Here is a 25,632-nt window from a genome sequence, read left to right on the forward strand (position 1 = left end):
GCGCGCGGGTCGCCGACGCGGCGTCAGCGGCCGGCGGGTGTGAGGCCGAGCGAGCGCCCCGCGAGACCGCGGGACCGGCGGGTCAGGGTGCGCGCGACGTCGCGCAGCACCGCGGCCGCGGGGGAGTCCGGTGCCGTGAGCGTGACCGGCGTGCCGGCGTCCCCCGCTGCGCGCAGCGCGAGGTCCAGGGGCACCTGCCCCAGGAGGGGCACCGCGGTGCCGGTCGCCTGGGCGAGGTTGTCGGCGACCGTCTGCCCGCCCCCGGAGCCGAAGACCTCCAGCCGGGTGCCGTCCGGCTGCTCCAGCCACGACATGTTCTCCACGACGCCGACGACGTGCTGACGCGTCTGCAGCGCGATGGACCCGGCCCGCTCGGCGACCTCGGCCGCGGCCTGCTGCGGCGTGGTCACGACGACGAGCTCGCTGGCCGGCAGCAGCTGCGCCACGGAGATCGCGATGTCGCCCGTCCCGGGCGGCAGGTCGAGCAGGAGGACGTCGAGGTCGCCCCAGAAGACGTCTGCCAGGAACTGCTGCAGCGCCCGGTGCAGCATCGGCCCGCGCCACACGACCGGTCGACCCGCGGGCACGAACATGCCGATCGAGATGACCTTCACGCCGTACGCGATCGGCGGGATGATCATGTCGTCGACCTTGGTGGGCTGCTGCGTGATGCCCAGCATGCGGGGGATCGAGAAGCCGTAGACGTCGGCGTCGACCACGCCCACCGACAGGCCCTCCTGCGCCATCGCGACCGCGAGGTTCGCGGTGACGGAGCTCTTCCCGACCCCGCCCTTGCCCGAGGCGATGGCGTAGACGCGGGTGAGGCTGTCGGGCTGGGCGAACGGGATGACGGGTTCGGCCACCCCTCCCCGCAACGTGGACCGCAGCTTCGCGCGCTGCTCCTCGTCCATGACGCCCATGGTCACGACCACCTCGCCGACGCCCTCGACGCGGCCGACGGCCGCCGTGACGTCCTTGGTGATCGTGTCCCGCAGGGGGCAGCCGCCGGTGGTGAGGTCGATGCCGACGGTCACCGCGTGCAGGCCGTCGGCGTCCGTGTCGGCGACCTCCACGGAGCGCACCATGCCGAGGTCCGTGATCGGTCGACGGATCTCGGGGTCCAGGACGGTGGCGAGCGCGGCGGTGACGGCCTCGACGGTGGGGAGGGGCATGCGTCCATCGTAGGTCGGGCGGCCGGGTGCCTCGTGGCCGGGCCCCGCCGGTCCTACGCTGCGCAGATGGAGTACGACACGTACGTCCTCGCCGTGCGCGAGGAGACCGAGCGGTTCCTGGACGCTCTGGGGACGACGGACGCCGACGCGCCCGTGCCGACCTGCGACTGGACCGCGGCCGACCTGCTGTGGCACGTCGCGGAGGTGCAGCACCACTGGGCCGCGGTGGTCCGCGGTGCGCACGGCGAGGCCGTCGTGGCGCCGGACCGCCCCGAGGACCTCGACGCCTTGCGCACCCTCGCGGCGACCGCGGGCACGGAGCTGGCCGGCGCGCTCGCGGAGGCCGCGCCCGACGACGCCGCGTGGTCCTGGCACGAGGACGGCGGCACGGTGGCCTGGGTGGCCCGCCGGCAGGCGCACGAGGCGGTCGTCCACCGCGTCGACGCGGAGCTCACGGCGGGCCGGGCGGTCACCCCGCCGACCGTCGAGCTCGCCGCCGACGGCGTCGACGAGGTGCTGCACGTCATGCTGGACGGCGTCCCGGACTGGGGCACCTTCACGCCCGACGGCGTGACCGTGCGGCTGGAGTGCACGAACGTCGACGCGTCGTGGCTGCTGCGGCTGGGCCGGTTCACCGGCACCGGTCCGGAGTCCGGCACCCCCTACGACCTCGACGCCGCCGCGGTGCAGCGCGACGTCGCGGCCCACGGTGCCGACGTCACCGGCGCGGCGCGCGACGACGTCGACCTGCTCGTCCGCGCCCCCGCGTGGGAGCTCGACATGTGGCTGTGGGGTCGCGGGCCGGCCGACGGCTTCGACGTGAGCGGGCCGGGGGGCGCGGCGCTGCTGGAGCGGGTGCGGCAGCTGATGGTCGAGGCGACGCAGTAGGGCGCGACCGTCAGCTGCGGTGCCGCGGACCGCCCTCGGGCACGGGCGCGTCGTCGTCGTCGGCCGGACGGTCGGCCGCACGCTCCGCGGCGCGTGCCTCCTCGATCTCCTCGAGGAGGTTGCGCAGCTCGGACCGCACGAAGTCGCGGGTCGCGACCTCACCGAGGGCGATGCGCAGCGAGGCCATCTCCCGCGCCAGGAACTCCGTGTCTGCGAGCGACCGCTCGGTGCGGCTGCGGTCCTGCTCCGCCGACACGCGGTCGCGGTCGGCCTGCCGGTTCTGGGCGAGCAGGATGAGCGGCGCCGCGTAGGAGGCCTGGAGGGACAGCATGAGGGTCAGCGCGGTGAAGCCGAACTCCGCGCTGTCGAACCGCAGGCGTTCCGGACCCCAGCTGTTCCAGACGAGCCACGCCGCGCAGAAGAGCGTGAGGTACAGCAGGAACCGCGGGGTGCCGAGGAACCGCGCGATGCCCTCCGAGATCCGGCCGACGGCGTCGTCGCCCAGCTGCGGGCGGGACAGGAACGTCCGGCGCACCTCGCGCGGCTGGTCGAGGCGCTCAGCCACCGGCGGCCTCCCGCTGCGCCTGGAGCTGGTTCTGCTGCGCCTGGGCCGCCTCGATCGCCGCGTCCGTCGCCTCGTCCTCGGCCTCGCGCCAGTCGGACGGCAGGAGGTGGTCCAGGACGTCGTCGACGCTGACCGCGCCGAGCAGCCGCCGCTCCGCGTCCAGGACGGGCAGCGCGAGGAGGTTGTACTGGGCGAGGAGGCGGGTGAGCGTGCCGAGCCCGGCGTCCGCCGCCACCCACTCGATCTCCGCGTCGAGCAGGCCGCCGATGGACTCCGACGGCGGCTCGCGCAGCATCCGCTGGAAGTGCACGACGCCGAGGAACCGTCCCGTCGGCGTCTCCAGGGGAGGCCGGCAGACGAAGACCATCGAGGCGAGCGCCGGCGTGATGTCCTGCCGGCGCAGGTGCGCCAGCGCCGCCGCGACCGAGGTCTCCGGGCCGAGCACGATCGGCTCGGTGGTCATGAGACCACCGGCCGTGTCCTCCCGGTAGGCGAGCAGGCGGCGGACGTCGCGCGCCTCGTCGGGCTCCATGAGCTCGAGCAGCTCGGTGGCCTGCTCGACGGGCAGCTCGCTGAGCAGGTCCGCGGCGTCGTCGGGCTGCATGGCGTCGAGGACGTCGGCGGCGCGCTCGACGCCGAGGCCCGACAGGATCGCGACCTGGTCGTCCTCGGGCAGCTCCTCGAGCACGTCGGCGAGGCGCTCGTTCGGGAGGGCCGCCGCGACCTCGACCATCCGGGCGTCGCCCAGGTCGTGGAGCACGTCGGCCAGGTCCGCGGGCTTGGAGTCCTCGTAGGACGCGAGCAGCAGCTCGGCGCCCTGCAGCTCCGGGCCACCACCGGCGAGGCTGCGCACCGCCGTCGTGTCGACGAGGACGGTCTCGCCCCGGCGGCGCAGGCCGAGCCCGGACTTGCCCGGCTTCTGCCGCCGCACGAAGAGCTTGGTGACGAGCCAGTCGCGGTTGCGCTGCTGCTCCATGGCGACGTCGACGATCGTCGCCTCGCCCGAGCCGTCGAGGAGCTCGACGTGGCGGTCGAGCAGCTCGCCGATCGCCAGCGTCTCCGACGCGCGCTGCTCGAAGCGCCGCATGTTGACCAGGCCCGTACTGATGACCGCGCCGGTGTCCATGCTCGTGACGCGCGTGAGCGGGAGGAACACCCGACGCCGGCCGGGCACCTCCACGACCAGCCCGACGGCCCGGGGAGCGCCCTTGGCGCGCAGGAGCACGACGACGTCGCGCACCCGGCCGACCTGGTCGCCCAGAGGGTCGAACACCGTGGTCCCGGCCAGGCGCGCGGCGAAGACCCGCGTCGCGCTCACGTCGTCAGCGTAGTGGCGGACCCCTCTCGCGCCCGGCGGCGACCCGGCATGTGGCCCGTGATCTTGTGCCGGGGGAGAATCTGCCCATGAGCCTCAGCCGCAGCACCCGACCGCCTGCCGTCCCGACGCCTCCGCGGGGAGAGCAGATCGCGTCCTACGACACGTACCTGGAGGCCCAGAAGGCCGTCGACCACCTGTCGGACAAGGAGTTCGCCGTCCAGCACGTGACGATCGTCGGCACGGACCTGCGGATGGTGGAGCGGGTCACGGGCCGGCTCACCTACTCCCGCGTGGCGCTGGCCGGGCTCGCGTCGGGCGCCTGGTTCGGCCTCTTCGTCGGCCTGCTGCTGTCGTTCTTCGCGGCGCCCACCGGCGGCGGGTCGATCATCTTCCCCGCCATCGCCATCGGCGCGGCGTTCGGGATCCTCTTCTCGGTCATCTCCTACGCGTTCACGGGTGGGAAGCGCGACTTCACCTCCGCCAGCCAGATCGTGGCGTCGCAGTACGCGGTGCTGTGCGAGGGCGAGCACGCCCACAAGGCACGGGGCCTGCTCGCCGAGCTCGGTGGGGGGCGCCCGTGGCCGCCGCCGCAGCAGCCGACGTCGCCGCACGCGACCACTCAGCACCCGCCCACGGCCCAGCCGACGGTGCCGCAGCAGCCGCCGACGCCCGCGTCCTCCCCGGAGCAGCCCCCCGCGGCGCCTCCGGCGCAGCCGCCGGCCGACCCCCGCGGCTGAGCGGAGCCGGGGCCGGGGCGGCGGGTCAGCGGCCGAGCAGCCCCGCCATCCAGGACTCGATCTCGTCGGGGCGGCGGGGGAGCGCCGCGCTGAGGTTCTCGTTCCCGTCGGCGGTGACGAGGACGTCGTCCTCGATGCGCACGCCGATCCCGCGGTACTCCTCCGGCACGGCCAGGTCATCCGCCTTGAAGTACAGACCCGGCTCGATCGTGAAGACCATGCCGGGCTCGAGCACGGCGTCGAGGTACGTCTCGCGGCGGGCCTGGGCGCAGTCGTGCACGTCGATGCCCAGGTGGTGGCTGGTGCCGTGCACCATCCAGCGGCGGTGGAACTGCCCCTCGGGCGCGAGGGACTCCTCGACGGTCCCCGGCAGCAGGCCCCACTCGGCCAGGCGGGCCGCGATGACCTCCATGGCCGCGGCGTGCACGTCGCGGAACCGCGACCCGGGCACGGCGACGGCGAACGCCGCGTCCGCGGCGTCGAGGACCGCCTCGTAGATGCGCCGCTGGACGTCGGTGAACGTGCCGTCGACGGGCAGCGTCCGGGTGATGTCGGCGGTGTAGAGGGAGTCCACCTCGACACCGGCGTCGACGAGCACGAGGTCCCCGGTGCGGACCTCGCCGTCGTTGCGCGTCCAGTGCAGCGTGGTCGCGTGGTCCCCGGACGCCGCGATCGTCTCGTACCCCACGGCGTTGCCCTCCTCGCGGGCGTGACCGTCGAAGCTCGACTCGATGACGCGCTCCCCGCGGCGGTGCTCGACCGCACGAGGGAGGTGGCGCACGATGCGCGCGAACCCGGCGACAGTCGCCGCGACGGCCGCGCGCATCTGCTCGACCTCGTGCTCGTCCTTGACCAGCCGCAGCTCGGACAGCGCCTCGGCGAGCTCGGCGTCCGCCGCCGCGGACTCCTCCGCCGAGGCGGTGCCGGAGCGTGCCTCGTCGACCTGCGCCGCGACGGCGTCGTCGGCCCCGGGGACGACCCGGACCCGCACGCCGCCCTCGCCGACGTCCTTGGCGAGCGCGTCCGCGAGCTCGGACAGGGCGGCCGTGGTCACGCCGGTGAGCGCCGCGAGGTCCTCGAGGGTCGGGCGCGCGCCGACCCAGAACTCCCCGTACCGGGCGTCGGCGAAGAACTCCTCGGTGTCCCGGCCGGCCAGTGGGCGGAAGTACAGGACGGCCTCGTGCCCGCCGTCGTCGGTGGGGTGCAGCACGAGCACGGCGTCGGGCTCCTGGTCCGTGCCGAGCCCGGTGAGGTGGGCGAACGCCGAGTGCGGGCGGAACCGGTAGTCCGTGTCGTTCGACCGGGTCTTGAGCGGGCCGGCGGGCAGCACCAGACGCTCGCCCGGGAACAGCTCGCTGATCCGGGCGCGCCGGGCGGCCGCGTACGGGGCCGACGGCAGCGGCGCCGGCGTCCCCGCGGGACGGTCGGCCCACCGCTCGGCGATGAAGCGACGGAACGCGGGCGAGCTGGGTCGCTGCGAGCGGTTGGACCCGCGGTCGGCCAGGGCCTGGTCCCTCGGCGACGTCTCGGGCGCGGTCTGCGGGGCCGGGGTGGTGGCGCCGGTGGAGGGGGTGCCGGGTGCGGCGGTGCTCTCGGTCATGCGGACCATCGTCGCACCGCTGTCCAACCGGCTCCGAGCACGCTGCGCGCCGCCCGCATCGCTCGCCCGGGGGCCACGGCCGCGGCGCCCGCGCCGATCCGGTGGCGCCCGCGGCCGTACCCTGGGTCCTCGTGCGCATCGACCTCCACACCCACTCGACGGTCTCCGACGGGACCGACGCGCCGGGTGAGGTGATGGCGCGTGCCGCGGAAGCCGGTCTGGACGTCGTCGCCCTGACGGACCACGACACCACCGCCGGCTGGGCGGAGGCGTCCGCGGCGGCGCTGGAGCACGGCGTGGTGCTCGTTCCCGGCATCGAGATCTCCTGCCGCGCCGGGGGCGTGAGCGTGCACCTGCTCAGCTACCTGCACGACCCGTCGGACGCGGCCCTGCTGGCCGAGCTGGACCTCACCCGCGAGTCGCGGCTGCACCGGGCGCACCGCATGGTCGAGCTGCTGGCGCAGGACCTCCCGATCACGTGGGCCGACGTCGAGGCGCAGACGGAGCCGGGCACCACGGTCGGCCGCCCTCACGTCGCGGACGCCCTCGTCGCGCTCGGCCACGTGCCGGACCGCTCCGCGGCGTTCGACTCTCTGCTGGCGACCGGCTCGCCGTACTACGTGCCGCACCACGCGCCCGACGCCGTCACCGCCGTGCGCCTGGTGCGGGCGGCCGGTGGCGTGCCCGTCATGGCGCACCCGGCCGCCTCGGTGCGCGGCGCCGTCGTCGGCGAGGCGACGATCCGGAGGATGGCCGACGCAGGCCTCGCCGGGCTCGAGGTGCACCACCGCGACCACACGGGGTCCCAGACGGAGCACCTCCTGGACCTGGCACACTCGCTCGGGCTCCTCGTCACCGGCTCCAGCGACTACCACGGTGCGGGCAAGCCCAACCTCCTCGGCGAGCGCACGACGGCGCCCGAGGTGCTCGAGCGGATCGTGGACCAGGGACGGTGGCCGGTGGTGGGTCGGTGAGCGACTTCCTCGACGCGAGGGTGCTCGCGGAGGTCTTCGTCACGCTCTTCGTGATCATGGACCCGCCGGGGACGGTACCGATCTTCCTCGGGCTGACCGGCGCCATGACGGGGCGGCAGCGGAACCGGGCGGCGCGGCAGGCGATCCTCGTGGCGTTCGGCGTCATCGTCAGCTTCGCGCTGTTCGGTCAGCAGCTGCTGTCGTACATGCACATCTCGCTGCCCGCGCTGCAGGCGTCGGGGGGCCTGCTGCTGCTGCTCGTCGCGATGGAGCTGCTCACGGGGAAGATGGAGTCCGCCGCGCAGCCGTCCGGTGCGACGGGCGTCAACGTGGCGCTCGTCCCGCTCGGCACGCCGCTGCTCGCCGGCCCCGGCGCGATCGTCGCCACCATGGTGTTCGTGCAGCGCGCCGAGGACCTGGCCGACTGGGTCGCCATCGCCCTGGGGATCGTCGGCGTGCACCTGTGCCTGTGGCTGTCGATGCGGTTCGCGAACGTCATCCACCGCGTGCTCAAGGACAGCGGGACCATCCTCATCAGCCGCATCGCGGGCCTCCTGCTCGCGGCGATCGCCGTGCAGCTCGTCGCGGACGCGGTGCGGGCGTTCATCGAGGCGGGCTGACCGCCCGCACACCGAGGTCGCGGGCGCCGCGGGCCGCCAGCCGTGCGACGGCGTCCGGGTCCGCGCGCCGCCACCCCGCGACGTCCTCGTCCGTGAGCGAGCGCAGCGGTGCGTGCGCCAGCGTGCGCAGGGCGAGCAGGTCCCGGCCCGCCGGGGTCGCGACCAGCCGGCGGCCGACGGCGAGCCGCCGCGCCTGCCGCCACCGGTGCACGACCCAGCCACCGAGGACGAGCACGATCGGCCACGCCGCGACCGCCAGGGCGGTGAGGAGCGCGGCGCGGGCGACCCCGTCCTGCACGGCGGTCCCGGCCGCGGCGAGCGAGGCGGCGGCATCGCCGGCGCCCTCGAACGGCACCTGCAGGTCGTCCCCGACCAGGGGCGTGCGGGCGACCTCGCGGCCCGCCGACCGCAGGCCGTCCTCGAGCGAGCGGCCGGCGTCCTCGATCGTGCGGCCGGGTGCGGCGAGCCGGCTCACCTGCTCGTGCACGGCCTTGCCGATCCCCACCCACAGCAGGACCCAGAGCAGGACGAGCAGGTCACCGAGGACCTGCCGCGTCCGCAGGGCAGGCACGTCCGCGTAGAGGCTCATGCCCGCATGCTGCCCCGCCCGGGGCGTGTCGTGCGCCCCGAGATCAGGCCGACGGCCGCACCGACCTGCCGCGCCACCACCGGACGACCACCACGGCGACCGACACCAGGAGCACCGCCATCGTCGCGAGGAACGTCACGAGCTTGACCTGGGTCAGCGGCGAGGACACCGCGACGAGCGCAGCCGGCACGTCGGGGTGGACGGCTGTCGCGACCCCGAGCAGGACGTTCTCGACGACGTCGAGGCCCGCGAAGGCCAGCGGGGCCGCCCACAGCCAGCGGCGACGCCCGTCGAAGGCGCGTGCCGCGAGGAGCACCGTCGCCGCCGCCAGGGCCAGGGGGTACACCGTGTCCACGACGAGGTTGACGCCGTAGGCGACCCTCCCCTCAGGGCCGTAGGCCGCGAGCAGCTCGACGAGGTCGTCCCGCGAGTAGCCGCCCGCGCGCAGGTCCGGCTTCGTCGCGTCGTCGTAGCGCTGCACCGACGCATCGCTGAGCTGGAGCGCGAGGAGGCTGACCACGTACGCGGCGACCGCTGCCGCCGTCGCGCGTGCGCCGGCCCACCGGGGGGTCGCCGGCCCGCGGACCTGTCCCGGGCCGGTGCGCTCGGCGACTATGACGTCCTCCGGCGGTCGATGGACGGTGTCTCCCGACGGTCAGGAAGGTAGCAGCGGGCGTGCCGCGACGGCAGCCCTCAGGCCTCCGCGGGGGCGGGGCTCTCCGTCGACCGGTCGCCGCTCGTCCGGCGGCGGTTGCGGCGCCGCCGCGGGCGACCCTCGCCGGCCTCGGCGGTCTGCTGCTCCGGTCCGGAGGTGCTTCCGGTCCGGGCCTCCGTCACGTCGTCGGTGTCGACGCCGCGGCGAGGGTGCCGCCGGGGCTCGGCGTCCTCGGACCGGCGGCCCCGCGTCGGGGCGTCGCCGTCCCGGGGACCACCACGCCGACCGTCGCGGCCACCGCGTCCGCCGTCACGTCCGCCGTCGCGGCTGTCACGGCCCTCGCCGCCGGGGCGCTTGCCGCCACGCTTGCCGGTCTCGCCGAGGTCCTCGAGGGTCTCCGCGCCGAGGCCCGCGCGCGTCTGCGCCGTCTTCGGCAGCCGGCCCTTGGTGCCCCCGGGGATGTCCAGCTCGTCGTACAGGTGCGGCGAGGAGGAGTAGGTCTCGATCGGCTCGGGGAACCCGAGGTCGAGCGCGCGGTCGATGAGGCCCCAGCGCGGGATGTCGTCCCAGTCGACGAAGGTGACCGCGGTCCCGGTCCGACCGGCGCGACCGGTGCGTCCGGTCCGGTGCAGGTAGGTCTTCTCGTCCTCGGGGCACTGGTAGTTGATGACGTGCGTGACGTCGTCGACGTCGATTCCGCGCGCCGCGACGTCGGTCGCGACGAGGACGTCGATCTTCCCGGAGCGGAAGGCGCGCAGGGCCTGCTCGCGCGCACCCTGGCCGAGGTCGCCGTGGATGGCGCCGGCCGCGAAGCCGCGCTCGGCCAGGTCGTCGGAGACCTTGGCCGCGGTGCGCTTCGTCCGGGCGAAGACGATGGTCAGGCCACGGCCGCGCGCCTGGAGGATGCGTGCGAGCATCTCCACCTTGTCCAGCGCGTGCGCGCGGTAGACGACCTGCTTGATCGCCTTGAGGGTCGCGCCGTCGTCGTCGGGGTCGGCCGCCCGGATGTGGGTCGGCTGGGTCATGTAGCGGCGGGCCATCGCGACCACGGCGCCGGGCATGGTCGCCGAGAAGAGCATCGTGTGGCGTGTCGCCGGTGTCTTGGCGAGGAGCTTCTCGACGTCGGGCAGGAACCCGAGGTCCAGCATCTCGTCCGCCTCGTCCAGCACGATCGTCTTGGCGCGCGTGAGGTCCAGGTGGCCCTGGTTCATGAGGTCGATCATGCGGCCGGGCGTGCCGACCACGACCTCGACCCCGCGGTGCAGCGCCTCGACCTGCGGCTCGTACGCGCGACCGCCGTAGATCTGCACGATGCGGACCGAGCGCCGGCGCGACGCGGTCTCGAGGTCGCCGGCCACCTGCACGGCGAGCTCGCGCGTCGGCACGATGACGACCGCCTGCGGCTTGCCGGGCGCCGGCAGCGTGGAGAAGCCGTCCTCGTCCGGGGCGACGACGTGCTCGAGCAGCGGCAGGCCGAAGCCGAGCGTCTTGCCCGTGCCGGTCTTGGCCTGGCCGATGATGTCGTGCCGCGAGAGCGCGACCGGCAGCGTGAGCGCCTGGATCGGGAACGGGTGGGTGATCCCCGAGTCGGCGAGGGCGTCGACGATCTCGGCGCGGATGCCGAAGTCGGCGAAGGTCTGCTGGACCGGGACGTCCGCCGGCGCGGCGACGATCGGCTCGGGGAGGCTCTCGTCCAGCTGGTCGGGGGTCAGGTCGGTCGTCTGGTCGGTGGTCTCTGACATGCGGGTACTCCACGGTGTCTGCCGCGGGGCCACACGCGTCGGGTGGTCGTCGGGACCTCGTCGCAGCCGGGGCTGCGGGTGTCGGGTCCCGGACTCGTACCGGAGCGGGCCGCGCCGCGGATGGGGCCGGTAGCCGATCGCGAAGGGCCGACCCCGGCGAAGGTCCGGGGCGAGGATGTCGGGACGACCGGTCAACCGAATGAACGGGCTGATCGTATCGGACGGCGTGCGCGCGTGCGGGAGGAGGGTCTCGACGGGCCGGGAGCGGCCCGGGACTAGCCTGGCGGGATGAGCGGAACCACGACGTCCGACGCCGCCGGGTCGGCCCCCTCGGGCGGCCCGGCGTCGACCGGCAGCGCAGCGGTGCAGGACTCGCTGGCCGTCCTGGGCATGGTGGCGTACCTCGAGCTCGCCGCGTTCTCCCGCCTGGCTGCCGACGCCGGCCTCGCGCCCACCCTGGCGCAGCGGCTCGAGCTGAGCGAGCTCGCCCGCGAGTCGCTGAGCCACCTCGACCGGGTCCGGGAACGGATCGTCGAGCTGGGTGGCGACCTGGAGCCCGTCATGGCCCCGCACGCCGGTGTGCTGGTCGAGTTCGACACCCGCACCGTGCCGAGCACCTGGTGGGAGCGCCTGCTCAAGGCGTACGTGGGCTACGGGGTGGCCGACGACTTCTGCCGCGCCCTCGCCAGGACGGTCGACGAGCGGACGCGCGCGGTGGTCGAGGAGGTGCTCGAGGGCGAGGTCCACACCGACCTGGTCGTGCGCTCCCTCGCCCGGGCGGCCGAGGCCGACCCGACGCTCGCCTCACGCCTGGCCCTGTGGGGGCGGCGACTGGTCGGCGAGGCGCTCAACTCTGTGTCGGCGGTGCTCGCCGCGCACCCCGAGATGCGGCCGCTGCTCGAGGCGGCGATGACCGACGAGCGCGGCCCGGACGCCCAGCAGCGGCTGTTCGCCCTGCTCACCGCCGAGCACAGCCGGCGCATGGGGCGGCTCGGCCTCGCCGCGTGAGCCGGCCGGGTGGTGAGGGGCCGCGGCGGTGAGCCGCCCGGGACCTGAACCGCTTGTCGCGCCGTGAGACGACGACGGCGGCCCGCAAGGGGGCCGCCGTCGGACGCGTACGGGGGCGGGACGGCGCCCGCCCGCCGGTCAGATGTTGTGGAAGCCGACCCGGCGGGTCTCGTCGCTGCCGATCTCGACGTAGGCGACGGTCGCGCTCGGCACGAGGTAGTGGCGGCCGCGGGTGTCCGTGAACCGGAGGGCCGCGCCCGCCTCGATCGCCTGCGCCACGGACTCCGACACCTCGTCGGCCGACTTGTCGGTCTCGAACACCAGCTCGCGCCCCACGTTCTGCACGCCGATCGTGATCTCCACGTCCATACTCCTCAGCCGTCGGGGTTCGGAACCTGCGCGCCATCCTAGGCACGCGTCCTCGCCCAGACGGTGCCCGGGCGGCCTCTGTCCGCCGAGAGCGATCACCGTCCCCGACGACCCGACGACCCGTCGGTCAGCGGGCGTCGTCGGTGGTCGAGGCCTCCGGACCGCTCGCCGCACCACGCCCGCGGACGAGGCCGGCGACCCCCCGCCAGGACAGGTCGGTGACGAGCTCGACCGCGGCGTCGACCTCTACGTCACCGGTCCGGTACCTGGTCGTCGCGGCGACCTGCGCCATCCCGACGAGCGCGGCGCCCGCGAGCCGTGCCTCGGCGTCCGGCAGCCCCGCCACGCCCTGCAGACCGCGGCAGATGGCGCGGGCGGCCTCCGCGGAGGCGTGCTCCACGCGCAGGCGCACGTCGGCGTCGCGCGTGACGTCGGACTCGAAGAGCAGGGAGAAGGACTCGCCGGCCTGCTCGACGAACTCGACGTACGCACGCACGATCGCGCGGACGACGTCGCGACCCGTGGTGTCACCCTCCCCGGTGGGGATCGCGGCCAGGGCCGCATCGATCCGCGCCACGAGCGCCTCACCGCGGTGGTCGACGACGGCCAGGTACAGGTCGAGCTTGGAGGGGAAGTGCCGGTACAGGACCGGCTTGCTCACCTCGGCGGCGTCGGCGATGTCGTCCATCGACACGTGGTGGTAGCCCTCGCGGGCGAAGAGCTCCTGTGCGACCTGCAGGACCTGCGCGCGCCGTGCCCCGGCGGCCATCCGCGCGGCGCGGGGACGTCCCGCCGGGTCGGTCATCCGTCGATGCTAGCGACGACGAGCCACCCTGTGCCGCGACGACCTCGCGATGTCACGATGGGGTGGTGCCCCCCTCCGCGCGCGTGACCCGATCGGCCCACGGCCGTCATCGTGCGCTGCGGTCGCGGGCGCCCGGCTGGGTCGGCCGCTCGGCGCTGGTCGTCGGGGCGGTGCTCGCCCTCGCGAGCGGGACCGCCGCGGCCGCGCTGGTCGACGTCGTCACCGGTCCGGTCGGCGGCGTGACGGCGTCCGTGACCGACGCGGCCCCGATGCAGGACGTGCGCTCCGCCGGGGTCGTGCAGGGTGACGGCGGAGCCGATGCCCCCACTGTGCGCGGCGTGGTCGGGGACTCTGCTGCAGGGTCGGCCCCCGGGGTGACCCCCGACCGGGAGCCCATCGCCGACGTGCTGCCTCAGGTCCCCGCGCCGGTCCAGCCCGCCCCGCCCGTCGAGCTCGCCGCGCCGGTCGAGCCCGCCCTGCCCGACGGCATGACGCCGGCGGACGCCGCGGCGGGCCTGCTCAGCCTGGCGACGCCGGCGGCGGCGGGCGGCGAGCTGGTCGTCGTGCCCGGCTCGGAGCCGGCCCCGCTGCCCGACCGCCGGGTCCGGACGGTGCGGGTGGAGGTGGAGGCGGGGCTGGAGGTCGACGGCGCCCTGTTCGCCCGCACGGTGATGGATGCCCTCAACGACCCCCGAGGATGGGTCGCGGAGGGCGAGGTGTCCTTCGCACGCACCGACGGTGACGCGGAGCTGCGGGTCGTGCTCGCCTCGCCGCAGAAGGTCGACGAGATGTGCGCCCCGCTGCGCACGGAGAGCCTGTACTCGTGCGGGGCGTACGGTCACGCGGCGCTCAACCACATGCGGTGGGTGCAGGGCACGGAGGAGTTCACGGACCTCACCCAGTACCGGCAGTACCTCGTCAACCACGAGGTCGGTCACCTGCTCGGCCGGCGCCACGTGGGCTGCCCGGGCGCCGGGCAGGTTGCGCCGATCATGCAGCAGCAGACGATCCAGGTCGCGCCCTGCGTGCCCAACGGGTGGCCGTACCCCGACGCGTCCTAGGCGGACAGTCCGCCGACCAGGCTCAGCGAGCGTCCGCGGGTCCCGGGTGGCGCGCGCCGAGGGCGGCCAGCACGGCGCGGTTGTGGCGGAACGCCGCCTGCGCCTCGGCCACCACGTCGCGTCGTTGCGACGTCGTGAGGGGAAGGGCGTCGAGCCGCTCGCGGTAGAGGTCCTTCAGGGGCTTCAGCCGGGGGACGGCGGTGAAGCGGTAGAACGACAGGCCGTCGTCGGCCAGGCCGTAGTGCCGCTGCAGGGCACGGTGGATGGCCTGCCCACCGGACAGGTCGCCGAGGTAGCGCGTGTAGGCGTGAGCCACCCAGAGCGTCAGGCGCGAGCCGGTCTGGAGGAGGCGGTCGGCGTAGGCGCGCGTCGCGTCCAGCACGCGGGCGCGGGAGCGCCACTGGGGCCCGAGGAGGTGGTGCAGGTCCGCCTCGATGGAGGGCACCCGGCGCAGCTCGTCGAGCACGACGCCGGCTGCGTCGGGGTCGTGCTGGAGGGCGTGGTCCCCGGCCGACTCCAGGGCGGTGTAGATCGCGTGCTGCTGGACGGCCAGGTCGGTGTACGCCGCGAGGTCGAGGCGCCCGTTGAGGAGGTGCTCGACGAAAGGGGTCTCCTTCGCGGCCGCGTGCTCCGCGCGGGTCCCGGCGCGCAGCGCGGCTGACAGCGCCGGGCCGGTGATCGTCGTGGTGTCGTGCACGGTGGCCCCTCGCGTGGTGGAACGGCGACGCTACCCGAGCGCACTCCGCGCCGCCGCTCGGCCGCGGTGGGGTCGGCCGTTGTCAGGGGCCGGCGACGAGGCGCGGGATCGCCTCCTCGACGGTAGCGGTGAAGGGAGCGGAGGTGGTGGTCGCGGTGCCGTCGACGGGGGTCCACGGACCCGTGCCGCTGACTCGGAACTCCCCTCTCCAGGTCGTCGTGAGCCGCACGGCGTACTCGCCCGGGACCGCGTAAGGACGCGAGACGGTGTCATCCGGGTACGGGGCACCGGGGTCGGTCGTCACGAGCGGGGAGGCGCCGTCGCCGAAGTCCCACGCGTACTGCACCGGGGTGGCGCGCACCGTGACGGGCACACCGAGCACGGTCGTCGCGAGCGTCTGGGGCGCCGGATCCGTGTAGACGATGAGCGGCTTGTTGACGAGGCCGCGGCCGTCGACCGGCTGGTACGACGGTGTCGAGGGGACCAGGGGTAGCCGCCGGAAGTCCTCCGCTGTCATCGCCACGGTCACCGCGGGGTCCTCGGGGCACCCGCCGTCGTCGACCTGCTCCCACGGGCCGGTGAACAGCCCGGTGGTCGGGTCGGTGGGGCGGCGGAAGAGCGGGTCCAGGGCGGCCGTCCCGTCCGCGCAGGATCGGACGACGTCAACCGTGCCGGCGCCGTCGACGCACGTCGTCGGTGACGCGGCAGCGCCGGCGAGGGACCCGCAGACCTGGTCGGGCATCCGCTTAAAGCTGTGGGTCATGGCAGCTTGGCGTTGCGGTGTAGCGCTCGCGGCCGGTGTCGATGCTCGTGACCGACCTCCGCCGATCACAATGTCGCTTGCCTCAGACTGCCCGCCGAAATAGCCGCGGTCGGACTCCGCCGCGGAAGTTGCCCACGGCTGCGCGATGACGATCGACACCGCGATAACAGCCGCTGCGGGCTTGCGAACAGAGCTCATCACTCGTCGGAGCCTCTGGCTGCGGCGCCCAGGAGCCGCCACCCGCCTCTAGCCGGGATGACCTCGAGAGTGAAGATCCCGTCACCAGGCGGTTCCGTGTCTACCAGTGCGCCCGCCGAGTCGTACTCGTTGACCGCCGCGTTCGCATAGGGGATGTCAACGGCGAAGATGTTCATAGACGGATCTGTGGCGACGACGGTGCCGTCCCCGAGGGTGAACGCACCGCCCTCCAACCGACCGCCAGGGCCGTACGCGTCCGTCACGGACTGACGGATGTTTGCGCAGAACCCGCAGTCGGACGTCGCCAGTCGGTCCCACTCCGTGAGGTCGCCACTGACCACGGCGTAGTGCGCGACGAGCAGCGCGTACTCTGCCGCGGCGATCGCGCCCGCCTCGTCGGGCTGGCTCATCTCCGGCGGCCGCACGGGCGCGGTGAGCGGCTCAGGTGTGGGTTCGGCGGCCGCCGTCGGCGTGGGTGCCGGCGAGGTGGCCGGGGCGGACGCGGGAGGGCTCGGCGTGGGCTCCGGAGCGGCGGACCCACCGGTGCACCCCGCCAGCCCCGCGGAGACGACCATGGCGATCACCGCGCTCCGCCGTCGGCCCGGCCGGCGCGTGCGACGACCACTCAGAAACGCCCCCTGTCTCATGAGCATCGGACCCTAGCGGGAGGTCCGCGGCCTGCGAAGGCCCGGCCCACCGCGCTGTGGACGGTGCCGTCGCCGGTGGACGTGGTGTCGGTGCGCTGTGATGGGATCGTCGCCGTGTCGCTGACCCTGCTCCCGCCGCCTCTCGCGGCGCCGTCGCCTGCGCTGGACGAGGTCCAGCGTGCGGTGCTGGAGCACCGAGGTCCCGCGCTGCTGGTGCGTGGCGCGGCCGGCAGCGGCAAGACGACGACAGCCCTCGCGCTCGCGGTCGACAGGGTGTCCTCCGGGGCGCTGGCACCGGAGGACGTGCTGCTGCTCGCGCCGACGCGCCGTGCCGCGGCACACCTGCGCGACCAGCTCTCGGCGCGGCTCGTCCGCACGACCGGGCAGCCGGTGGTCCGTACCGCCGCGTCGGCGGCCTTCTCCGTCCTGCGTGCGCGGGCGGCCCTGCTCGGGGAGCCGCCGCCGGCCCTCATCACCGGCCCGGAGCAGGACCTCGTGCTCGCTGACCTCCTGGCGGGGCACGCGGCGGGCGAAGGTGCCGACGTCCGGTGGCCGCCGTCCGTGCCGGCGGAGGCGCTCGCGGTGCGCGCGTTCCGGGACGAGCTGCGTGACCTGCTCATGCGTGCCGCAGAGCGGGGCCTGCGGCCCGAGGACCTGCAGCGACTGGGCCGCAAGCACGATCGCCCGGAGTGGATGGCCGCTGCCACCGTCTACGCGGAGTACATGGCCGTGACCCGCCTGCGGACCGGCACCCCCGACGTCGGGAGCCGCTTCGACCCCGCCGTGGTGGTCGACGAGGCCGCCGAGGCGCTGCGGGCGTGGGAGTCGGAGGTGCCGGGTTCCCCACGGCCGCGCTGGGCCCTGGTCGTGGTCGACGACTACCAGGAGGCGACGGCGGCCACGGCTCGCCTCCTGCACGCCCTCGTCGACGACGGGTCGGACCTCGTGCTCCTGGCCGACCCCGACAGCGCCGTGCAGACCTTCCGCGGGGCGACCCCGGGGCTCGTCGACCGGGCCTCCGTCGGTCCGGTGGGAGGGGAGCTCGGTGCCTTCGCGGCGGTCGAGCTGACGCTTCCCGTGGTGCGTCGTCACGGATCCGCGCTCCGGGCCGCCGTCGGCGCCGTCACGCGGCACATCCACGGGCCGGACCGCGTTTCGCGCGGCGCGTCCGCCGCCGACGACGCCCCGCCCGGCGAGGTGCGCGTCGCGCTGCTCCGGTCCCCGGCCCAGGAGTCGGCCTACGTCGCCTACGTCCTGCGGTCGGCGCGACTGCACGAGGACCTGCCGTGGAACCGCATGGCCGTGGTCGTGCGCTCCGGCGCACAGCTCGGTGAGCTGCGTCGCGCCCTCCTCGGCGCTCAGGTCCCGGTCACGGTGGTCGGCAGCGACCTGCCGCTGCGCTCCGAGCCGGCCGTTCGCCCCCTGCTGCTGGCCGCTTCGTGCGCGGTCGCCGACGAGCCGCCGTCGGCGGAGGACGTCGCAGCGCTGCTGACATCGGCGCTCGGCGGGCTGGACTCCGTCGGCCTGCGCCGGTTGCGGCGGACGCTGCGCGCCGAGGAGGTGGCGCATGGTGGCGGGCGTGCGAGCGACGCGCTGCTCACGGAGCTGGTGGCCGACGGCGCGCGCGTCGACGCGCTCCCCGCCGCCGTGCGCCGACCGGTCCGGCGCGTGATCGACGTGCTCGCGTCCGGCGCCGCCGCCGCTCAGGAGCCCGGAGCGACGGTCCTCGACGTGCTGTGGGCCGTGTGGGAGACGTCAGGGCTCGCGGAGCCCTGGCGGAGGACCGCCCTGGCCGGCGGACCCGGCGGAGCGAGGGCGGACCGCGATCTCGACGCGGTCCTCGCGCTGTTCAAGGCGGCGGAGCAGTTCGTCGACCGACTCACGCAGGCGCCGGTCACGGCCTTCCTCGAGCACCTGGAGTCCCAGGACCTGCCCGCGGACACCCTGGCGGCGCAGGGGGACACGACGCAGGCCGTCTCGCTGCTCACCGCGGCGGGTGCCGCCGGCGGGGAGTGGGACCTCGTCGTGGTCGCCGGCGTGCAGGAGGGCACGTGGCCCGACCTGCGTCTGCGGGACTCCATGCTGGGTGCCCAGAAGCTGGTGGACGTGCTCGCGGGTCGAGCGGTGCCCGGACTCCAGGACGCGGCGGCTGCACGGACCGCCGTCCTCGACGACGAGCTCCGCGCCTTCGCCGTCGCCGTGTCCCGCGCGACGCGCCGGCTCGTGGTCACGGCGGTCGACGACGCCGATCACCAGCCGTCCGCGTTCGTGGACCTCGTCGACCTCGCGCCCGAGGACGACGAGGACGAGCGGGACCGGCACGTCACCGTGCCCGGTTCGCTCGACCTGCGGGGGGCGGTGGCGCGGTGCCGTGCGCTCCTCGAGGCCGCTGCGGCCACCGGCGCGCCGGGGCCCGACGATCCGGCCGCGGCCCTGCTGGCCCGGCTCGCGCGCGAGGAGGCGCCCGGCGCCCACCCCGACGAGTGGGTCGGAGCCCGCAGCGACTCCACGCTCGCTCCGCTGTGGGAACCGGGCGCGATCGTGACGCTCTCTCCGTCCCGGCTCGAGTCCGTCACCACGTGCGCCCTGCGCTGGGCCCTGGAGGAGGCCGGCGGGCGGCCCGGGCAGTCGGGCGAGCAGTCGCTCGGCACCCTGCTGCACGAGGTCGCCGCGGCCGTCCCCGACGGCGACGCGCAGCGGCTGCGCGAGGAGCTGGACCGGTTGTGGCCCCGGCTGGGGCTCGCGGAGGGGTGGATCGCGGCCGCGCAACACCGTCGTGCCGATCGGATGCTCGACCACCTCGGGCGGTACCTCCGGTCCGGTCACGAGGTGGTCGCGGTCGAGCGGGACTTCCGTGTCGACCTCGGCGGTGTGGTCCTCCGCGGTGCCGTCGACCGCATCGAGCGCGTCGGCCGGGCAGAGGACGGCACCGCCCTCGTGCGTGTCGTGGACCTCAAGACCGGGAGGTCCCAGGCGACCAGGGCGGACACCGAGCGGCATGCCCAGCTCGGCGCCTACCAGGTCGCCGTCGACGCCGGTGCGTTCGACGACGTCGTCGGCGAGCCTGCCCGCAGCGCCGGTGCGGCGCTCGTCTACGTCGGCACCGTGAACAAGAACCCGGCGGTCAAGGCGCAGGGTGCCCTGGCGGAGGACGCCCGACCACGGTGGGCGGACGAGCTCATCCATGAGGTGGCGACGACCGTGAGCGGATCCGTCATGGCGGCCCGCGAGAACGCCCTGTGCCGGGTGTGCCCGGTGCGTCGCTCGTGCCCGGTCCACGACGAGGGCCGGACGGTGGGCGCATGACCGTCACCACCGTCGGGCTCGACGCCACGGAGATCGCCCTGCGGCTCGGCCAGCACCCGCCGACCCCGGAGCAGGTGGCCGTGATCGAGGCACCGCTCGACCCCGTGCTCGTCGTCGCCGGTGCCGGGTCCGGCAAGACCGAGACGATGTCCGCTCGCGTCGTGCACCTCATCGCCAACGGTCTGGTCGAGCCCGACCGGATCCTCGGGCTGACGTTCACGCGCAAGGCCGCGGGGGAGCTCTCGGAGCGGGTCGGTCGCCGCCTGCGGGCGCTCCGGCGCCGGGGGATCGGCGCCGAGAGCTCCGCGCTCGTGGCGCCGACCATCGCTACCTACAACTCCTACGCCTCGGGCCTCGTGAGCGACCACGCCCTGCGTCTCGGCATCGAGCCGGGGTCGCGGCTGCTCGGCGAGGCAGCCCGCTGGCAGCTCGCCTACGACGTCGTCGAGCACTGGGCCGTCGACCTCGGGCTGGACCTGGCTCCGTCCACGGTCACCGCCGCCGTCCTCGACCTCGCCGGCGCGCTCGGCGAGCACCTGTGCGAGCCCGACCGGCTCAGGGAGGAGGCGGAGCGCTTCGTCGAGGTGCTCACGTCCGTGCCCGTCGGCGAGAAGCCCAAGGCGGCGCACCGCACGGCGGTCGAGAAGGTCGCCGCCTCCCTCCGGGACCGCGTGGCCCTCGTCGACCTCGTCGTGGAGTTCACCGCCCGCAAGCGGGCCCACGACCTCATCGACTTCTCCGACCAGGTCGCCATCGCCGCCCGACTCGCACGGGAGGTCGCCGAGGTGGGCAGGGCGGAGCGCGACCGCTTCGCGGTCGTCCTGCTCGACGAGTACCAGGACACGTCGGTGGCGCAGCTGCAGCTGCTGAGCCACCTCTTCGGCGGCGCAGGCGAGGGCATCGGCCACGCGGTGACCGCCGTCGGCGACCCGCACCAGTCGATCTACGGCTGGCGCGGCGCCAGCGCCGGCGGTCTCGAGCGGTTCCCGGAGCAGTTCCCCGCGCGGACGGCAGGCGGTACGCGACCAGCACACGTCCTCGCCCTGTCGACGTCGTGGCGCAACGACGAGGCGGTCCTGGCTGCGGCGAACGTCGTCGCCGCGCCGCTGCGCAGCACGTCGCACGCCGTGGACCTCCCGGTGCTGCGGGCTCGGCCCGGTGCCGGCGACGGGCGAGTAGGTGTCGCGATGCTCGACACCGTCGAGGACGAGGCCCGTGCCGTCGCCGAGTTCGTCGCGCACCACCGGGCTGCGCTCGCCGAGGGCCGAGCGGCGGTCGCCGCCGCCGACGGCGATCGCGCGCCGGAGCCCGTGACGGCTGCGGTCCTGTGCCGCAAGCGGTCCCAGTTCGCCCTCCTGCACACGGCGCTGCGCGACGCCGGCCTGCCCGTCGAGGTCGTCGGCCTCGGCGGACTGCTGAACACCCCTGAGGTCGTGGACCTCGTCGCCGCCCTCGAGGTCGTGCACGACCCGGCGCGGGGGGACTCCCTCATGCGGCTGCTGACCGGACCACGGCTGCGGCTCGGGCTGGCCGACCTGTCGGCGCTCGGCGAGTGGGCCGGTGAGCAGGTCCGCCGCTCACAGCGGGTCGCTGCGCGACGCGGGGCGGGCGTCGAGGAGCAGGAGTCGTCGTCGGACGGGCGCACGGACCGGGTGGACGCGGAGCCGGACGTCGTCGACGACCGCAGCATCGTCGACGCCCTGGACGAGCTGCCCCCGCCCGGGTGGGTCAGCACGCGGGGCCGCGCGCTGTCCGACGCCGGGCGGTCCCGGCTGGCTCAGCTCGCCATCGTGCTGCGGGCGCTGCGGCAGCAGGCGTTCCTGCCCGTCGTGGACCTGGTGGCGGAGACGGAGCGGGTGCTCGCCCTGGACATCGAGGTGGCCGCTGTCCCGGGACGTGGTGCGGCGGCGGCCCGCGCCAACCTCGACGCCTTCCGTGCGGTCGCCGCATCGTTCAGCGACTCCGCGGACGTCAGCGGGGTCGGCGCCTTCCTGGCGTGGTTGGACGCCGCCCGGAGCGAGGAGCGCGGGCTCGAGGCCCCCGTCGCGGAGATGGACCCCGCCGCGGTCCAGCTGCTCACCGTGCACGCCTCCAAGGGCCTGGAGTGGGACGTCGTCGCCGTCCCCGGACTGGTGGAGGGCACGTTCCCCGACAAGCCGAAGAGCCACGGCTGGATCACCGAACGCGGCAGCATCCCGACGACGCTGCGAGGTGACCGCGACAGCCTCCCGCAGCTGCGGCTCAGCGGCGCGCAGGATCTCGCGGACCTCCACGACCGGCTCGACGCCTTCAAGGCGGACAACGTCGCGCACCTGCGGCAGGAGGAACGGCGGCTGGCCTATGTCGCCGTCACGCGCGCGCGCAGTCACCTGCTGCTCACCGGCTCGTGGTGGCGTGACGGCGCGACGTCCACCACCACGTCGCCCTTCCTCGAGGAGGTCGCGGACGCCGACACGGTGGCGGCCGAGCGGCTGGTGTGGACGGCGCCCCCGGGATCGGACGGCGTGCCGCCGAGCAAGCCCGAACCCCCGCCCGTCGACCCGGCGGAGTGGCCCGTGGCGGCCCCCCTCGGAGCGGTCCGTCAGGAGCGCGTCGGCCGTGCCGCGCGTGCGGTGCTCGCCGCCCTCGGCGCAGACGTCCAGGACGCGCCGGGTCCGGCGGCGTCCGGCGTCGACCGCGGGGACGCGAGGCCCCCCGAGGCCGAGACCGCCCACGAGCTGGCGGCGTTGGGTGACCTCGTCGACGTGCTCCTCGACGAGCGGCGCCGGCGGCGGGCCGAGCGCTCCGTCGTCGGGCTTCCCGCGCACCTCTCCGCCTCGGCGGTCGTCCGTCTCGCGCACGACCGTGAGGCGTTCGCCCGACAGCTGAGGCGTCCGGTCCCCACCGCGCCGTCGCTGCACGCGCGGCGAGGCACCGCCTTCCACGCCTGGGTGGAGCACTGGTTCGGTCGAGCGGCGCTCGTCGACCTGGACGCCCTTCCCGGCGCCGACGACGACTCCGTCACCGAGGACCCGGCGCTCGCGGAGCTGCAACGGACGTTCCTGGCCTCGGAGTGGGCCGGCCGGACGCCGCTCGCCATCGAGGTGGACGTCGAGACGCCGGTGGGCGGCCTCGTGGTGCGCTCGCGGATCGACGCGGTGTTCCCCGAGCCCGACGGGGGCGTGGTGGTCGTCGACTGGAAGACCGGTCGGCCGCCCACGGACGCGGCGGCGCTGCGCAGCCGCGAGCTGCAGCTCGCGCTGTACCGCCTGGCGTGGTCCCGCTGGCGCGGACTCCCGCTCGACCAGGTCCGCGCTGCGTTCTACTACGTCGGCAGCGGCGAGACCCTCCGACCGACGGCCCTGCCTGACGTCGCGGAGCTGGAGGCGGTGCTGGCGGGAGGTGCGTGGCGCCCCTGAGTCACCGGCCCGTCGTGTCCCCGGGCGGCTGCTCCTCGTCCGAACCCTCGTCAGCGGGTCGAGCGGCCGGCTCCTCGGCCGTCGAGCGCTCCACCACCGCGTCCTCGTCCGGCGTCACGTCCTCGACGGGCGTCGCGTCGCCCGCGGCGGCCCCGTCCGCGTCCGGTGGCGCCGGGGTGTCCGCGGGGAGGGTCCAGCCGGTCGCCACCGGCGCCGCCCCCTCGAGCGTGGTCTGCTCGTCGAGCTCCACGAGCATCGCGGTCGCGTCGTCCACCACCTCGGCGTCGTCGGTGTGGACCCCGTGCAGCAGCCAGCGGGCCAGGGCGAGCTCACCGGCCAGCAGCGCACGGTCGGCCAGGTGGCGGTCCCGCAGCTCGGTGCGGTGCAGGTTGTAGGCCTCGAGGATCGGGTCGACCGCCTCCTGCGGCGCCGCGACGAGGAGCCACGCGAGGTCGTCCGCAGGGTCCGCGACCTTGGCCTCGGACCACCCGAGCACGGCGGTCAGCCGCTCGCCCCTGCACAGCACGTGCTCGCTGGACAGGTCCCCGTGCACCACGGTGGGCTGGAAGCGCCACACGGCGACGTCCTCCAGCGCCCGCTCCCACCGGCGCAGGAGCCCGCCGGGCACGCGCCCGGTCCGCGCCGCCTCGTCCACCTCGGAGAGCCGCCGACGGCGGTAGGCCTCCGCCTCGTACACCGGCAGGCCGGCGTCCTCGACCGTCGACGCGGGCAGCTGGTGCAGCGCCGCGATGGCGCGGCCCACGTCGGCGGCCAGGCCCGGACCGGGCCCGAGCAGCTCCAGCGAGAGCGGCCGGCCGGGCAGGAGCGGGTGGACCATCGCCCGACCACCCTCGGGCAGGTGGACGAAGCCCGTCGGACGCGGCACCTCGAAGGGCAGGCGGCCCGCGTCGACGTGGTCGACCAGGCTCCTCAGGAGCGTCGACTCCGCCTCCAGCGCGGCGCCGGCGCCGGCGCTGCGTGGCGCCCGGACCACCCACCGCCGGCCGTCCGCCCCCAGGACGACGGCGGCATCGACGTCCCCCCCGGTCTGGCCCGCCGGACGGACGTCGAACGCGTCGAGGCCGGGGACGGCGACCGTCGCCAGCGCGGCGAGGGCGAGGGGTGAGCGCGGCACGCGCCCACGCTACCTGCGGGGACCGCTCCCTGGGGGCGCGGGACACACGTCGGCACGGCGTACCGTGAGGCGGTGGACTGGACGAAGCTGCCGCTGTCCCGCGCGACGGTCGACCGTGCCGCGCACCGACGCACCGACGCGCGCACGCTCGCAGCGGCGTGGTCCGACGGGCGCACCCGCGTCCTGCTCCTGCAGGAGGGCCGCCTCGCCGTCGTCCGGGACGACGACGGCGTCCGGCTCGACCTTCGCGCCGCCGGCGACCTGCGCGGGCTCGCACCCGACCGGACGCCCGACGGCGTGCTGCGGCTCTTCCTCGGCGAGGACGACACGGCGGCCTACGTGGCGCTCGTCCTGCCCGACCGGGCCTGGGGCGGCCCGGGGACGGTCGACATCGAGGGCGTGCCGACGTCGACCGACGACCTCGTCGGCCGCCTCACCTGGGCCACGCTGAGGGACGTCGGGCACGCCCTCGACGACCGGGACGCGGGCCTGGCGGCGACCGCCGTCGGCCTGGCCGCCTGGCACGAGCGGCACCCACGGTGCCCGCAGTGCGGGTCGCGGACGGAGCCGAACCTGTCCGGCTGGACCCGCCGCTGCGTCGAGGACGGCAGCGAGCACTACCCGCGCACCGACCCCGCGGTGATCATGGCGGTGCTGGACGCCGACGACCGCCTCCTCCTCGGCCATGCGCCGCACTGGCCGGAGCGCCGGTTCTCCACGCTGGCGGGGTACGTCGAGCCGGGGGAGTCGCTCGAGAGCGCCGTCCGCCGCGAGGTCGCCGAGGAGGTCGGCGTCGTCGTCGGCGAGGTGGCGTACCGCGGCAGCCAGCCGTGGCCGTTCCCCGCCTCCCTCATGCTGGCCTTCGTCGCCCACGCGACGACGACGGAGCTGCGGCTGGACGACGAGGAGATCACCGACGCACGGTGGTTCACCCGCGCCGAGCTCGTGGCGGCGGTGGAGGCGGGCGAGGTGCTCCTGCCCATGCGCACCTCGGTGGCCCGCGTCCTCATCGAGGAGTGGCTGGGCCACCGCGTGGCCGGGGAGTGACGCACCGCCCCGCCGTGCGCGAGCCCAGCGAGAGCGCAGCCTGCGCGCCCCGCCGACGCCTCAGGACAGGCGCGCGCGGACCTCGGCGAGCGACGGGTTCGTCGCGGCGGTGCCGTCCGGGAACAGGACCGTCGGCACGGTCTGGTTGCCGCCGTTGACCTCCTCGACGAACGCGGCGGCGTCCGGCTGCTCCTCGATGTTGACCTCGGTGTAGGCGATGCCGGCGTCGTCCATCTGGCCCTTGAGGCGGCGGCAGTAGCCGCACCAGGTGGTCGAGAACATCGTCACGGTGCCGGTCTCGGGGAGGGTGGTCGTCACGTCGGGTCCCTTCTGGACGG

At 75.2% G+C, this 25,632-nt stretch carries 23 protein-coding genes; 9 read left to right on the plus strand and 14 right to left on the minus strand.

Features of this window, described 5'->3' with window-relative positions; genetic code table 11:
* Positions 1 to 23: 23 nt before the first annotated feature.
* Positions 24 to 1,172: an Mrp/NBP35 family ATP-binding protein gene (locus LG379_RS03245; protein WP_225753131.1), complete on the minus strand. Its 1,149-nt coding sequence runs from the start codon at positions 1,170 to 1,172 to the stop codon at positions 24 to 26.
* 66 nt (positions 1,173 to 1,238) lie between these two features.
* Between LG379_RS03245 and LG379_RS03250 the strand changes: the two genes are divergently transcribed.
* Positions 1,239 to 2,060, plus strand: a complete 822-nt coding sequence (locus tag LG379_RS03250) for a maleylpyruvate isomerase N-terminal domain-containing protein (protein WP_225753132.1) — start codon at positions 1,239 to 1,241, stop codon at positions 2,058 to 2,060.
* A gap of 10 nt (positions 2,061 to 2,070) precedes the next feature.
* Here LG379_RS03250 and LG379_RS03255 read toward each other — a convergent pair whose 3' ends face one another.
* Positions 2,071 to 2,625 carry a DUF1003 domain-containing protein gene (locus LG379_RS03255; RefSeq protein ID WP_225753133.1) on the minus strand — a complete coding sequence of 185 codons (555 nt, stop codon included), beginning with the start codon at positions 2,623 to 2,625 and terminating at the stop codon, positions 2,071 to 2,073.
* Complete coding sequence (locus LG379_RS03260; protein ID WP_225753134.1) at positions 2,618 to 3,943, minus strand: magnesium transporter MgtE N-terminal domain-containing protein; 1,326 nt, start codon at positions 3,941 to 3,943, stop codon at positions 2,618 to 2,620. The genes LG379_RS03255 and LG379_RS03260 overlap by 8 nt, the downstream gene beginning before the upstream one ends.
* 86 nt (positions 3,944 to 4,029) lie before the next feature.
* Here LG379_RS03260 and LG379_RS03265 point away from each other — a divergent pair, with 86 nt between their 5' ends.
* Entirely contained in the window at positions 4,030 to 4,680 is a 651-nt protein-coding gene (locus tag LG379_RS03265; protein ID WP_225753135.1) for a general stress protein, read from the plus strand.
* Between the two features lie 25 nt (positions 4,681 to 4,705).
* Here the strand turns inward: LG379_RS03265 and LG379_RS03270 are convergent, their stop codons facing one another.
* Positions 4,706 to 6,280 carry an aminopeptidase P family protein gene (locus LG379_RS03270; RefSeq protein WP_225753136.1) on the minus strand — a complete coding sequence of 525 codons (1,575 nt, stop codon included), beginning with the start codon at positions 6,278 to 6,280 and terminating at the stop codon, positions 4,706 to 4,708.
* 131 nt (positions 6,281 to 6,411) lie between these two features.
* On the opposite strand from LG379_RS03270, the gene LG379_RS03275 reads away from it, so the two are divergent.
* A complete protein-coding gene (locus LG379_RS03275) occupies positions 6,412 to 7,254 on the plus strand; it encodes a PHP domain-containing protein (protein WP_225753137.1) in 843 nt (280 codons plus the stop codon).
* On the plus strand, positions 7,251 to 7,874 hold the full coding sequence (locus LG379_RS03280; protein WP_225753138.1) for a MarC family protein: 624 nt from the start codon (positions 7,251 to 7,253) through the stop codon (positions 7,872 to 7,874). Before LG379_RS03275 ends, LG379_RS03280 begins: the two co-directional genes overlap by 4 nt.
* Here LG379_RS03280 and LG379_RS03285 read toward each other — a convergent pair.
* The 3 genes from LG379_RS03285 to LG379_RS03295 all read right to left on the minus strand — a co-directional run bounded on the left by LG379_RS03285 (position 7,858) and on the right by LG379_RS03295 (position 10,860).
* Positions 7,858 to 8,463 carry a hypothetical protein gene (locus LG379_RS03285; protein ID WP_225753139.1) on the minus strand — a complete coding sequence of 202 codons (606 nt, stop codon included), beginning with the start codon at positions 8,461 to 8,463 and terminating at the stop codon, positions 7,858 to 7,860. The genes LG379_RS03280 and LG379_RS03285 overlap by 17 nt on opposite strands.
* A 43-nt stretch (positions 8,464 to 8,506) precedes the next feature.
* Complete coding sequence (locus tag LG379_RS03290) at positions 8,507 to 8,983, minus strand: hypothetical protein (RefSeq protein ID WP_225753140.1); 477 nt, start codon at positions 8,981 to 8,983, stop codon at positions 8,507 to 8,509.
* 173 nt (positions 8,984 to 9,156) lie between these two features.
* Positions 9,157 to 10,860 carry a DEAD/DEAH box helicase gene (locus LG379_RS03295; protein ID WP_225753141.1) on the minus strand — a complete coding sequence of 568 codons (1,704 nt, stop codon included), beginning with the start codon at positions 10,858 to 10,860 and terminating at the stop codon, positions 9,157 to 9,159.
* A gap of 288 nt (positions 10,861 to 11,148) precedes the next feature.
* On the opposite strand from LG379_RS03295, the gene LG379_RS03300 reads away from it, so the two are divergent.
* Positions 11,149 to 11,868, plus strand: a complete 720-nt coding sequence (locus LG379_RS03300; RefSeq protein ID WP_225753142.1) for a ferritin-like fold-containing protein — start codon at positions 11,149 to 11,151, stop codon at positions 11,866 to 11,868.
* Between the two features lie 138 nt (positions 11,869 to 12,006).
* Here LG379_RS03300 and LG379_RS03305 read toward each other — a convergent pair whose 3' ends face one another.
* Positions 12,007 to 12,231, minus strand: a complete 225-nt coding sequence (locus LG379_RS03305; RefSeq protein WP_225753143.1) for a DUF3107 domain-containing protein — start codon at positions 12,229 to 12,231, stop codon at positions 12,007 to 12,009.
* Between the two features lie 133 nt (positions 12,232 to 12,364).
* Positions 12,365 to 13,042: a TetR/AcrR family transcriptional regulator gene (locus LG379_RS03310; RefSeq protein WP_225753144.1), complete on the minus strand. Its 678-nt coding sequence runs from the start codon at positions 13,040 to 13,042 to the stop codon at positions 12,365 to 12,367.
* A gap of 65 nt (positions 13,043 to 13,107) precedes the next feature.
* Between LG379_RS03310 and LG379_RS03315 the strand changes: the two genes are divergently transcribed.
* Positions 13,108 to 14,103, plus strand: a complete 996-nt coding sequence (locus LG379_RS03315) for a DUF3152 domain-containing protein (protein WP_225753145.1) — start codon at positions 13,108 to 13,110, stop codon at positions 14,101 to 14,103.
* A 22-nt stretch (positions 14,104 to 14,125) separates the two neighbouring features.
* On the opposite strand, the gene LG379_RS03320 is transcribed toward LG379_RS03315, so the two are convergent.
* From LG379_RS03320 to LG379_RS03330, 3 genes are all read right to left on the minus strand, one after another.
* Positions 14,126 to 14,800 carry a heme oxygenase (biliverdin-producing) gene (locus LG379_RS03320; protein WP_225753146.1) on the minus strand — a complete coding sequence of 225 codons (675 nt, stop codon included), beginning with the start codon at positions 14,798 to 14,800 and terminating at the stop codon, positions 14,126 to 14,128.
* Positions 14,801 to 14,882: 82 nt separating this feature from the next.
* A complete protein-coding gene (locus LG379_RS03325; RefSeq protein WP_225753147.1) occupies positions 14,883 to 15,563 on the minus strand; it encodes a PKD domain-containing protein in 681 nt (226 codons plus the stop codon).
* Between the two features lie 197 nt (positions 15,564 to 15,760).
* Positions 15,761 to 16,414, minus strand: coding sequence for a DUF6318 family protein (locus LG379_RS03330; protein ID WP_370634416.1), 654 nt, complete (start codon positions 16,412 to 16,414; stop codon positions 15,761 to 15,763).
* Between the two features lie 69 nt (positions 16,415 to 16,483).
* On the opposite strand from LG379_RS03330, the gene LG379_RS03335 reads away from it, so the two are divergent.
* Entirely contained in the window at positions 16,484 to 19,714 is a 3,231-nt protein-coding gene (locus LG379_RS03335; protein WP_225753149.1) for an ATP-dependent DNA helicase, read from the plus strand.
* Positions 19,711 to 23,112 (plus strand): ATP-dependent DNA helicase, encoded by a 3,402-nt coding sequence (locus LG379_RS03340; RefSeq protein WP_225753150.1) that lies wholly within the window; start codon positions 19,711 to 19,713, stop codon positions 23,110 to 23,112. Before LG379_RS03335 ends, LG379_RS03340 begins: the two co-directional genes overlap by 4 nt.
* Before the next feature lies 1 nt (position 23,113).
* Here the strand turns inward: LG379_RS03340 and LG379_RS03345 are convergent, their stop codons facing one another.
* Complete coding sequence (locus tag LG379_RS03345; protein ID WP_225753151.1) at positions 23,114 to 24,247, minus strand: phosphotransferase; 1,134 nt, start codon at positions 24,245 to 24,247, stop codon at positions 23,114 to 23,116.
* Positions 24,248 to 24,319: 72 nt separating this feature from the next.
* Between LG379_RS03345 and nudC the strand changes: the two genes are divergently transcribed.
* Positions 24,320 to 25,294, plus strand: coding sequence for an NAD(+) diphosphatase (nudC, locus tag LG379_RS03350; protein ID WP_225753152.1), 975 nt, complete (start codon positions 24,320 to 24,322; stop codon positions 25,292 to 25,294).
* Between the two features lie 60 nt (positions 25,295 to 25,354).
* Here the strand turns inward: nudC and LG379_RS03355 are convergent, their stop codons facing one another.
* A complete protein-coding gene (locus LG379_RS03355) occupies positions 25,355 to 25,612 on the minus strand; it encodes a mycoredoxin (protein ID WP_370634417.1) in 258 nt (85 codons plus the stop codon).
* Positions 25,613 to 25,632: the final 20 nt, after the last annotated feature.

It is taken from the genome of Actinotalea sp. Marseille-Q4924 (assembly GCF_916618755.1).
GTDB lineage: Bacteria > Actinomycetota > Actinomycetes > Actinomycetales > Cellulomonadaceae > Actinotalea.

Bases quoted from the DNA above. Each gene is read 5' to 3' on its own strand.
- LG379_RS03245 (WP_225753131.1), bottom strand. From the start codon at position 1,172: ATGCCCCTCCCCACCGTCGAGGCCGTCACCGCCGCGCTCGCCACCGTC.
- LG379_RS03250 (WP_225753132.1), top strand. From the start codon at position 1,239: ATGGAGTACGACACGTACGTCCTCGCCGTGCGCGAGGAGACCGAGCGG.
- LG379_RS03265 (WP_225753135.1), top strand. From the start codon at position 4,030: ATGAGCCTCAGCCGCAGCACCCGACCGCCTGCCGTCCCGACGCCTCCG.
- LG379_RS03270 (WP_225753136.1), bottom strand. From the start codon at position 6,280: ATGACCGAGAGCACCGCCGCACCCGGCACCCCCTCCACCGGCGCCACC.
- LG379_RS03285 (WP_225753139.1), bottom strand. From the start codon at position 8,463: ATGAGCCTCTACGCGGACGTGCCTGCCCTGCGGACGCGGCAGGTCCTC.
- LG379_RS03295 (WP_225753141.1), bottom strand. From the start codon at position 10,860: ATGTCAGAGACCACCGACCAGACGACCGACCTGACCCCCGACCAGCTG.
- LG379_RS03300 (WP_225753142.1), top strand. From the start codon at position 11,149: ATGAGCGGAACCACGACGTCCGACGCCGCCGGGTCGGCCCCCTCGGGC.
- LG379_RS03310 (WP_225753144.1), bottom strand. From the start codon at position 13,042: ATGACCGACCCGGCGGGACGTCCCCGCGCCGCGCGGATGGCCGCCGGG.
- LG379_RS03325 (WP_225753147.1), bottom strand. From the start codon at position 15,563: ATGACCCACAGCTTTAAGCGGATGCCCGACCAGGTCTGCGGGTCCCTC.
- LG379_RS03330 (WP_370634416.1), bottom strand. From the start codon at position 16,414: ATGCTCATGAGACAGGGGGCGTTTCTGAGTGGTCGTCGCACGCGCCGG.
- LG379_RS03340 (WP_225753150.1), top strand. From the start codon at position 19,711: ATGACCGTCACCACCGTCGGGCTCGACGCCACGGAGATCGCCCTGCGG.